Genomic DNA, 10,018 nt, shown 5'->3' on the forward strand with positions numbered 1-10,018 from the left:
GCAGCCACCCGCAGATACCCCCGCCTGGATTCTCATATCCACCGGCCTCGGCGCCGCCGTCGGCGCCATCATCGCTCTCATCGGCGCCGGCATCGCCCTGCGTGGCGTACGCCTCACCGCCACAACCTCCTGGCGCGAAGCCCAGATCGAACGCCAGCACGAATCCCTTCTCGGCTCTACGACGCCACCGACACCCCCCGAACCGCCGATCTTGATCACGCATGGCGCCGCCTACGCCTGACCGGCCCCCGTCATCTGGCCACGGCCGCCGAACCGGCGTACCGCCACGCCGCAAGGATCAGCGTCATCAGCGTCTCCCTGAGCGCCTGGCAAAGGCTCGTGGACCGCACGCAGATCGAATCCGACGAGCAGGAGCGGTGGTGCACCCGCCACGAACGCAAGCTCCACGCCGACGGCGGATGCTGCCAAGAGGTCGACGCGTCACTTAGCGTCTACGGGGCGTTGAAGAGGTTCACCGACCTGGACTCCTGCGCGCCCGAGGACACACAGGCTGTCATCAAGACGATCGACGCCTACGCGAACGTCATCGCCAGTCTCACCGACGGCACCACCGGCGACCTCGTCACCGGCAAGGACATCGAAGATCTTCTCGACCAGCACGGCCACCCCTGCATCCTGCGTGCCGAAAAGGAACAGCTCCTCGCGGACCTCGAGCGCGCCACGGAGGAGTTCATCAAGGCCGTGAACGCCTGGCAGGACCGGCCCGCCGTGCTCCGGCGGAAGGCGACCGGCTGATCCCAAACAGGGACTGGGCCAAGCACTACTACGGGTGTTCACTCGCCGCAGGTCATCCCGGACGCACGGGCCAGTAGCAATAAGCCCTAGGGGCGCCAGTTCGACCGCTGTCGGCCTCTCAGTCGCCCCGACATCCCAACACCGGGCAGCTGCACCAAAGGCCCCCGCGGGTACCCAGAGGCCGCCGCACGTTGCAGGGCCGGGGCGCCGACCTTAACTGCCCAACTAACGATGGTTCTCGGGCGGGGGTCTCGAACCGGGCATTCGGGTCGGAGAATTGTTCAGAAACCCCGTCCGGATAGTTCGGCTAACTGCCCACCTCGCAAGGGGGGTTTCCGTGCAATTAGCGTTGTGGCTACGACACTTGTGCTACCCGAGGCCGAACCCATCCCCGATGAAGACCTCTTCGAAGCCGACCCATACACCCCGCAGGATGAGGACGGGGCCACCGAAGTGCGCCAGGGCGTCCTCCGTGGATACGGGCGCGTCAGCTCCAAGGACCAGAACCTCGCCCGGCAGACCCGCGCCCTCAAGAATGCGGGCTGCATCAACCCGCTCTACCTCGACGAGGCATCCGGCAAGAACGCCGACCGGCCCGAGCTGACCAAGATCCTCGCCGACCTCGAACCGGGTGACACCCTTGTCGTCCTGTCCCTCGACCGGCTCGGACTCAACCTCGAAGACCTCATTCAAATCGTCAAGGTCATCAAGAATCGCGGCGCCGCCCTGCGATCCCTGAACGAGGAGATCGACACCAGCACCCCCGCCGGCCGCCTGGTCTTCCACATCTTCGGGGCCATCGCCCAGTTCGTCCGCGAGATCATCAACGAAGCCAGCCGCGACGGCATCGCCGCCGCCAAGGCCCGCGGCGTGAAGTTCGGCCGCCCCTCCCGCATGCCCCCCGAAAAGATCGCCTACGCGCTACAACTCATGGAGGACCCAGCGCAGTCGGTCACCTCCATGGCAAAGCTGCTGGACGTCAGCAGGACGACGCTGTACACCTCGCGTCCGCAACTCCGTGGCACTCGGAAGCCCCAAGCAGGTTGCCACCGCGCCCGAGGAGGTCACCGAGTGATCGCCCGCAACGCGGGAGGCGCGTGAGCGGGCCGGCTGCCAGGCAGTCAAGCACCGGGGAACCGCGCCGCACCAACTCGTTAGCCTCGATCCACCGATCAATTGCTGGTCCAGAGCCTGGACGTGAGGGCGCGGATGCCCTCTGGCCTGGGATGATGGGACTTGTAGGGTTCCATTTCCACAGGTCGAGAGAACATCCGCGAGATGCAATCTTCCCATGCCGCTTCAGCAGTTTCTGTCGTGTTCGACGAGCCGAATCTGGTGGCGGATGCCGGGCTGGTCCCTGTGATGCGTCTTGCCGAGCGGGGACGGCTTTCGGAACCGGCCGCAGCGGCGGTACGGATCGAGGGTGCGGATAACAGCGGCGGGGCGAACCCGGTGGCAAAGGTGATGTCGCTGGTGGCAGCGATGTGCGCCGAGGCGGACAGCATCGACGATGTCGAGCGGCTGCGGCACGGTGCGATGCCCGTGGCCTTCCACGAGATGCGGGCCCTGTCCACGTTGGGCACGTTCCTTCGCTCGTTCACCCACGGCCATGCACTTGAGGGGCGCCGCGTCCGTTTCAGGCCACGGCATCGTCGCATTGCTCACCGTGCCATTGGTGCGGGTCGCTCCGCTGGGGACGGCGGGAGGGCGCGGATGAGGTGGGTGGCCATGCGGGCGGAGTTGGCGAGGTTGGTTTCGATGGCGTTGGTGTAGAAGTGGACGCCGCGTGTGAGGGGGCCGATGTAGTACAGACGTTGGTCTGCTTTCGGGGTGGCCTGGAGGGTGTGGAAGTCCACGTCGATGCCGCCGAGGGGATGGGCAGCGAGTGCGCCGCGGTCCAGCAGGGCTGTGAGCAGGGGGCTCGCGGTGAGCCAGGGCTGGTAGCTGGTGCCGGTGGCGTTGATGAGGTGGTCGATGTGCCAGGTGCGGTGCCGGTCGTCGTGGTGGCAGTGGGCTTCGAAGCCGCCGTTGTGCCCGGCGGCGATGTTCTGAATGCCGGTGTGCCAGTGGAGTTGGCCGGTGTGGTGCATGTGGTGGAGGCGTCGGGCGTTGGGCAGGGGCATGGGGTGGCGCCAGATCGCCCACAAGCTGTGGTACCGGGCCAGGAAGTCGGTCTTGGCCTGGGAGCTCATGGCCTGCCACAGGTACGGGGCGAGCTGGGAGGTGGCGTCCAGGGCCTCGTACCAGGAGGTGTGGTGGGCCTGGGCTTCTGCGATGTCGGCAGCGAAGCCGTCGTGGGTACGGGCGCGGTGCAGTAACTGGGCAGCACCGAGCGCGCCATTGGTGGCGTCCTGGAAATCTTGCAGAAACAGGGCGGCCACCTGGGGCAGGGACAGCTGTCGGGCCCCGCCCGCAGTGAGTTGTTCGAGTCGTTCGGGCGTGAGGTGGCGTAGCCGGTAGGAGGTGAGGACAGGGGGCTGGACGGTGGGGAAGGGGCGGTTGCGGGAGAAACAGTGAAGGGGGCCGTGGTGGCCGGTCGCGTGCAGCTGGGCCAGGGCGTCGACGGCGGTCAGTCCGGTGCCGAGCACCCCGACGGTGGCGGCGGGCGCGATGTTGTCGCCGAGCTGCCAGGGATCGGGGTGGTAGCGCGGGTGTCCGGTGAGCTCGCGGTAGGCCGGGCTGGGTAGGTCACCCAGGCTCAGCACAATTCGGTCGACGGCGGGCAGCTTCATGCCGTGGGCGCACTCCAGGGTGAGCCGGTCGCCCCAGGGGTGGCAGTCGAGGATTTCTGTGCGGTGTACCTCGATCCGGATCCCGGCGTGCTCAGCGGCGCGTACGGTGTCCGCGAACCGGTGGCGCAGGTAGGCGGCGAAGCGGTGACGGGGCACGTAGGCGTGCGGCAGGCCGTCGGGCGGCGCGCTGTCCGCGGGGGGCTGTTCCCGCAGCCAGGTGGTGAAGTCGTCGGGATCATCTGGGGCGGCGCTCATCGTGGCGGCCTGCATGTTGAGCAGGTGCCAGTCGTACGGGGTGGCGTAGGCGACCCCATCGCCCAGGCGGGCCTGCTTCTCCACCAGGTGCACATCCAGAGCGGTGCGGCCGGTGGCGGCGGCCTCGCGGACCAGGGCAGCGCAGGCCATGATGCCGCAGGCGCCGCCGCCAATCACGGCCACCACGGCTCTGCGTACGGCGGTCACGGCTAGCGGACCAGGGTGCGGTGGCAGTCCAGCAGCGAGGCCGCCGCCCGCCGGACATCGTGCTCGGTGGTCGCCCAGTTGATCAGGCACAGGCGTAGCACGGTCTGCCCGCGCCACTGGCTGCTCGATGCCCAGCCCTGGCCCCGTTCCCGGAACAGCGCCGCTACCTTGGCGGTGTGCGCGTCCGCAGCCGCCCCAGCCCCCTCGCCCGTGTTGCAGGAGACCTGGGGGTGGAAGCGCACCAGGACCTGGTTGAGGGACACCTCATTGACCACCTCGACGTCCTGCTCATCGGCCAGGAGGCCCGCGAAAAGCCGGGCATTGGCGCAGCAATGGTCCACCAGCTCGGCCACGCCGGATCGACCGAGGGTGCGCAGGGCGGCCCAGAGGGGGAAGACGCGGGAGCGGCGTGAGATCTCCAGGCCCCATTGGGCGGGGTGGCGTCTGCCGTCGTCAGTGTTGAGGTAGTCGGCGGTCAACGGCACGGCAGCGCGGTGGGCGGTGGAGTCGGCGATGAAGGCCACGCCGCAGTCGTAGGGGGTGTTGAGCCACTTGTGGGCGTCCGCGGCCCAGGAGTCAGCGCGTTCGATACCGGCCAGAACGCCGCCCCGCAGCCGGGGGGATGCGGCCGCCCACATGCCGATCGCGGCGTCCAGGTGGACCCAGCCGCCCGCCTCGTGGGTGCGCTCGCACAGCTCGGCCAGGCGGTCGATGCCACCGGTATTGATCTCGCCGACCTGGCCGCAGACGATCAACGGCACCCCGGCATGGGCCTCCAGTGCCCGCTGCAGGGCGTTGGGCCGGATCCTGGCTTCGTCATCGGTGGCCAGATATTCGATACTGCCGCCCAACCCCAGGACCTGCAGGCAGCGCAGGACCGCGGAGTGGGTGTCGGCGTTGGCCAGCACCCGCACCGGCGGAGCCTCCCGCAGCCCCTGCGACGCCACGTCCCAACCGCGGTCGGCCAGGACCTTGTGGCGGGCCGCAGCCAGACACAGCAGCTCAGCGTGGGTGCAGGCCGGGGTGAACGCCACCGACGCGCCCCGGGGCAGGTCGAGCAGGTCCAACAGCCAGGCGGCGCACACCTCCTCGGCCACCGCGGTAGCCGGCGAACCGTCGTGCACGATGCAGTTCTGGTCCCAGGCGGAGGTCAGCCAGTCCGCGGCCATCGCCACCGGCAGCGTGCCGCCCACCACATACCCGTAATAGCGGCCGTTGCCCGACGGAGCCAGTCCCCGCTCCACCGCTTTGACCAGCATCTCCAGCGCCTCGGCCGGATCTCCCGGCGCCTGAGGCAACGAGCCGCCCAGCAGGCCGCGTAGTTCCTCATCGTCCGCCAGCGGCTTGACCGGCCGCTCCGCCAGCCCACCCAAATACGCCAGGGCATGCCCGGCCGCCTGTTCCAGGAGCGCAGCGTACCGATCTGTCATAGCGCCCTCTCCCCTCCGAGCCACGAGCGTTCACCGACACCCCGCCCGGAACACCTGGGTGAAGCCAGGCACGGCACGTTGGGCAGACCGGACCCGGAACCGGTGCGCGCGGAGGATATGTCCAGCAGGCCACAGCCAGGCGGTCCAGGGGAAGGCATCACCCGCCCGCACAGCGTGAACGTGTTGAAAGCTCGCGCCTTTGAGGCAGCCGGCATGAAGCAGGTTCCCCAACTGAAACGCCGAGGCTAACGACCTGGGGAGCAATAGGGGGCGTCGCTTGCACGCTAGTGCCCCGAGGTCGTAAGGCCCGGGGGTGGTCAGCCCTCCTGATAGGGGAAGCGGGCGAGCGGTGCGTCCTGGGCGAAGAAGGTCTTCGCGCGGATGATCGCCTGTTCGTCGTCGAGGACCTGACCCGGGTGGGAGCCGTTCCCGAGCAGGACGCCCCCGAAGCGCATGCCCATGTAGGCCGCCGAGTGGTTCAGCGTCATCACCAATGGGGCGGCCACCTCCTCCTCGCGGTGGGCCAGGGCGGTCACGCCCCAGAGGGTCCGGTCGGCCATCTGCGCCTTGAAGTCCGGGTCGGGGGTGCGCAGCCACCTCGACCAGTAGTCGAGGTAGCGCTTGGTGTAGGAGGAGACCGAGTACCAGTACAGCGGTGAGGCGATGACGATGTCGGTGGCGGCGAGCGTCGCCTGTCGAAGAAACTCCTCGGCCTCGTGGTGGGGCCGGTTGGCCTCGTCGTGGCGGCCGTCGACGAAGTCCGCCAGTCGGTGTTCGGTCAGGTTCAGCCAGCGCTGCTCGGTGGCGGCGGGTAGTTGCTCGGCTGCCAGCCGGGCCAGCATCTCGGTGTTGCCGCACGCACGCGCGCTGCCGAGGAGGAAGAGGAACGAGCGGGTCACGGTGGGGCTCCAGTCGCCGGGGACACTGTCCACGACTGCAACCTCGGCGACCGAGGATCCTATTCCGTTCCATCACCGCTCCGCGGTGAATCCCAGGCCGAGGTTCTGGTAGCGCCAGCATTCCTCAAGCCTCGGCGAGTACAGCACCAGCAAGGTCACCCGGACCGGGTTCGGGCCAGTCATCGGTTCCTGGCCTTTGCCGCTGTCGACGGGGTTGAACCGTAACGCAGCAAGGGCCGCACGAGTTGGCCGAGTTGTGAAGCTTGCCTGGGCCCGTACGGTCTGTTCCCATCCTGCCCTGTCCGGGGTCTCCCGCACACACCTTGGCGAGTTGCTCGAAGAACTCGCACCGAAATGGCAGGCCGTCCGGGAGTCGTTGCTGCGCGAGCGCCGCGGCGGGGACCGCAGGCGGGCGCCCGGCGCAGGTCCCAAGCAGCGGCTCGCGTTCACGGAGCGGCTGCTGGTCACGCGGGTCCACCTGCGGCTGGGGCTGTCACACGCGGCCCTGGCCGAGCTGTACAGGGTGGACCGCTCCACCGTGTCCGGGGCGATCCGCGAGGTCCGGCCATTGCTGGCGGCCCGCGGCTTCGCAGTCCCAGACCGGCCCGGGCTGCGGCTGCGCACGCTGGAGGACCTGTTCGCCTACGCCGACGTCGAGGACGTTCAGCTGCGGATCGACGGCACCGAGGTGCAGGTCCGCCGCCCGCGCGCGGGCCGCCCCGGCCGCAAGGCCTTCGTGTCGGGCAAGAAGAGGCAGAACACCATCAAGACCACTACCTTCTGCGACGCCCAGGGCCGCACCCTGTTCCGCGGGGTCGTCCGGCCCGGTCGCATGCACGACCAGACCGCCGTGCGCACCGAGGGCATCGCCGAGCAGTTCCGCCGACGCCCGACGGTCCGTGCCGAGGCCGACGAGGGCTACCGGGGACTGGCCAACGAGTTCCCAGACCAGGTCAGCGCCCCTCCGAAGAAGCCGAAGGACGATACGCCGCAGGGCGAACACCATGCCTGGCGCGAGCAACGTCGTCGCCAGTCCTCCAGGCGCATCTGCGTGGAGCACACCAATGCCGAGTACAAGCAGTGGCGGCCGCTCCAGCGGTTCACCGGCCGGCGCGAGACTTACGCCGAGACCCCCCTCACCATCGCCGCGCTGGTCTCCGACCGCTCCGCCCGGCGGGCGACCCGCCGCTACGAGAAGCAGCTGCCCGGCAACCGGGTCCAGATTGACGTGAAGTTCATCGAGCCGATCGGCGCGCCTGCCCCGACGGCCCAGCAGCCGGCCCTCGTCGTCGGCACGACGCCCAAGGTCCGCCGTCGGGCCAAGTACTACCAGTTCACCGCGATCGACGACTGCACCCGGCTGCGCGTCCTGCGGATCTACCCTCGGTGCGACCAGAAGACAGCCATCCAGTTCCTGGACTACGTCCTTGAACGACTGCCTTTCCGCGTCGAGGTCATCCAGACCGATAACGGCGCGGAGTTCCAGTCCGCCTTCCACTGGCACGCACTCGACAAGGGCATCGCCCACACCTACATCAAACCGGCATCCCCGCACCTCAACGGCAAGGTGGAACGCTCACACCGCATCGACGCCGAGGAGTTCTACCGCAAGCTCGCCGGCGTCGTCATCGACGACACCGGCGAACTGAACGAAAAACTCCGAGAATGGGAGGACTACTACAACTACCACCGCCCGCACGGCGCTCTCGGCGGCCAGACTCCCTACGAACGCCTGAAGCGGAAAACTCAGACCCAGATGTAACCAAGCTCTGGCAGATGCACACCTAGTAGTCGATGGGCTGTAGCAGGCCACGTCTTCGCATCGCCCGCTCGACCGACGAACGAGATATCTCATGACCGGCGGCGGCCAACATGTCAACCACCTCCCGTTGCGGCATCCGGGGCACTAGCGTCTCCCCGCTCAGCGAAGACCGCGCTTCTCGCGTTCGGCTTCGATCAGCTCCTCCATGAGTTCCTCCGGGTCCACCGTGTACTCGGTGTCATCGAGGGAGTCATAGTCCTGGGTGCTTAGCGGTAGGCCAAGCTCGGCGAGTTCGGCGGCCAGTTGTGTGAACGCGATTCGCTCGTTGGGCTCGTCCTGGTAGCTTGCCTGCTCGGCGGCGGACCCCTCGGTCAGGGTAAGGCCGACAAGGCCCCAGAAGGTGAACTCGGTGTCCAGCTCTATGAGGTGCCAGGCACGGTCCGTGGGTTCGTCGGGGTGCAGCCAGTAACCGATCCACCCCTTTCCGCCCTTCGCCACGAGCTTGACGTACTTGGCCATCTCCGCAGCTCCGGCGTTGACGGCCTGCATCTCCGGGTCCGCGAGTTCCTTTTCGCTCAGATAGCTGGTGTCCAGGAGCGGGTGGACCTCTCCCGCCTCGAAGAAGTCGAGGTCGAGAAGGTGGGTGAAGTCGGTGCGGCCTTCCCACTGCGCCACCAGCAGCACACGCAGATCGTCGGGTATTGGACGGCCGTCCAGCCGCTCGCGGGAGAACTCGGCGAGCCGTTCGTCGTACATACGCCCTCTCCAGAGGTCGAAGCAAGATCCTCACGTCAACGTAACAGCGGTGTCTGACAAGAGGTTGGGTATGCCGGCGACTGCTGACCACCCCCGTGATCCGGACTCGGAACAGGTCCGCACGATGATGGGGGCGCCAAGTCACCGTCGTGCCTTGGATGCCACGTCAGCGGAGCGACCGGGTGTCGCTCCTGGGCGGGAAGGGAAGGTCTATCGCCTGTCACTTACTGCACAGTTCTGGGGGAGTGGATGGGCGTTCGACCACTGCGGGCGGGGACGTTCTTGTCCAGCGCACCCATCGGGATGTCCGAGGCCGTGCGGCGGCTGTCGCGCAGCCCCGCCGTCCCCGCGGAAGCCCGGGAGCGATGTCTTGAACTCCTCGCGGGCATGGCGGACGTGGAGTTAGTTCACGATCTGAACATTGACCGTACCCACATCCGCAGTGGGCGGGTGCACCACGGCGCGTTGTGTCTCAACGAGCTGGATGTGTACGTGTGGTATGCGCAGATCGACCGTCGGCCCGGCAGCTACCACATCGAGGCGCTGCAGACGCTCAGCCAGGACACACGGGTCGTGGTCGACCCCGAAAGCTTCGCGATCGGCGTCGACAAGTACCGAGCTCATCTGCTGCTGCAACGCGTCGGAGTACGGGTGCCCGAGACCGTCCTGCTGCGCCAGGGCAACATGAGCGCGGCCGAGCCGGGTCCTGGCCGAGTGGGGCCGTGCCTTGCTCAAACCCCGTGGCGGCTACTTCGGGCAGGGCATGCTGCTCGTCGAGGACTTCGCCACGTTGCGAGACGTTGCGGGCTACCTGGCCGCGGCCGCTCCGGGATCCGCTGACGAGACGCTGCTGCTGAAGCGGTTCTACGACAACGACCTCGCCGACTGGATGTCGGTGACGATGGTGGGTGGCGAGGTGATGTACGGCTACCGCAAGCGGCCCTCCCGCTGGGCCACGATGCGTGGCGGCGCGGCGAAGGTCTACGACGCGGCCGGAGTGGGCGGCGAGGTCGATCTGTGTGACGTGCCGACCGCCCACGCGGAACTGGCCTCGCATGCGCAGAAGGCAATGGGAGCGCAGATCATTGGCTTCGACATGATCCTTCACCAGGGCATGCCGATCATCGTCGACGAGAACACCTTTCCCGGCTTCTACCCCGAACTCTTTCGCGCGGCTGGGAAAGATCTGGGCTTCGAGCTGTACCGGATGATCGCCCAAGC

10 protein-coding genes and 1 pseudogene are annotated in these 10,018 nt (G+C 67.8%); 5 read left to right on the forward strand and 6 right to left on the reverse strand.

What is annotated here, in order from left to right; translation table 11 throughout:
• The 3 genes from AB0I10_RS38800 to AB0I10_RS38810 form a co-directional block, all read left to right on the forward strand.
• A partial coding sequence (locus AB0I10_RS38800) for a hypothetical protein (RefSeq protein WP_363157460.1) occupies nucleotides 1-241 on the forward strand: 241 nt, incomplete at its 5' end.
• Nucleotides 242-339: 98 nt separating this feature from the next.
• On the forward strand, nucleotides 340-756 hold the full coding sequence (locus AB0I10_RS38805; protein ID WP_363157461.1) for a hypothetical protein: 417 nt from the start codon (nucleotides 340-342) through the stop codon (nucleotides 754-756).
• Nucleotides 757-1,107: 351 nt separating this feature from the next.
• Nucleotides 1,108-1,857, forward strand: coding sequence for a recombinase family protein (locus AB0I10_RS38810; RefSeq protein ID WP_363157462.1), 750 nt, complete (start codon nucleotides 1,108-1,110; stop codon nucleotides 1,855-1,857).
• A 198-nt stretch (nucleotides 1,858-2,055) separates the two neighbouring features.
• On the opposite strand, the gene AB0I10_RS38815 is transcribed toward AB0I10_RS38810, so the two are convergent.
• From AB0I10_RS38815 to AB0I10_RS38830, 4 genes are all read right to left on the reverse strand, one after another.
• Nucleotides 2,056-2,421 (reverse strand): hypothetical protein, encoded by a 366-nt coding sequence (locus tag AB0I10_RS38815; protein ID WP_363157463.1) that lies wholly within the window; start codon nucleotides 2,419-2,421, stop codon nucleotides 2,056-2,058.
• Complete coding sequence (locus AB0I10_RS38820; protein WP_363157464.1) at nucleotides 2,418-3,926, reverse strand: FAD/NAD(P)-binding protein; 1,509 nt, start codon at nucleotides 3,924-3,926, stop codon at nucleotides 2,418-2,420. The genes AB0I10_RS38815 and AB0I10_RS38820 overlap by 4 nt, the downstream gene beginning before the upstream one ends.
• 26 nt (nucleotides 3,927-3,952) lie before the next feature.
• On the reverse strand, nucleotides 3,953-5,380 hold the full coding sequence (locus AB0I10_RS38825) for a pyridoxal-dependent decarboxylase (RefSeq protein WP_363157465.1): 1,428 nt from the start codon (nucleotides 5,378-5,380) through the stop codon (nucleotides 3,953-3,955).
• 317 nt (nucleotides 5,381-5,697) lie between these two features.
• The gene (locus AB0I10_RS38830) at nucleotides 5,698-6,279 is read right to left on the reverse strand and encodes an NAD(P)H-dependent oxidoreductase (protein WP_363157469.1); all 582 of its coding nucleotides are present in this window, start codon (nucleotides 6,277-6,279) and stop codon (nucleotides 5,698-5,700) included.
• A 331-nt stretch (nucleotides 6,280-6,610) separates the two neighbouring features.
• Between AB0I10_RS38830 and AB0I10_RS38835 the strand changes: the two genes are divergently transcribed.
• Complete coding sequence (locus AB0I10_RS38835; RefSeq protein ID WP_363157466.1) at nucleotides 6,611-8,041, forward strand: transposase family protein; 1,431 nt, start codon at nucleotides 6,611-6,613, stop codon at nucleotides 8,039-8,041.
• A 159-nt stretch (nucleotides 8,042-8,200) separates the two neighbouring features.
• On the opposite strand, the gene AB0I10_RS38840 is transcribed toward AB0I10_RS38835, so the two are convergent.
• Nucleotides 8,201-8,797 (reverse strand): hypothetical protein, encoded by a 597-nt coding sequence (locus AB0I10_RS38840; RefSeq protein WP_363157467.1) that lies wholly within the window; start codon nucleotides 8,795-8,797, stop codon nucleotides 8,201-8,203.
• Nucleotides 8,798-9,199: 402 nt separating this feature from the next.
• Nucleotides 9,200-9,433 carry a hypothetical protein gene (locus tag AB0I10_RS38845; RefSeq protein WP_363157468.1) on the reverse strand — a complete coding sequence of 78 codons (234 nt, stop codon included), beginning with the start codon at nucleotides 9,431-9,433 and terminating at the stop codon, nucleotides 9,200-9,202.
• Between the two features lie 127 nt (nucleotides 9,434-9,560).
• Here AB0I10_RS38845 and AB0I10_RS38850 point away from each other — a divergent pair.
• Nucleotides 9,561-10,018, forward strand: a pseudogene (locus tag AB0I10_RS38850) (hypothetical protein); the annotation flags it as partial.

Source organism: Streptomyces sp. NPDC050636, assembly GCF_040654775.1.
Classification (GTDB): domain Bacteria; phylum Actinomycetota; class Actinomycetes; order Streptomycetales; family Streptomycetaceae; genus Streptomyces.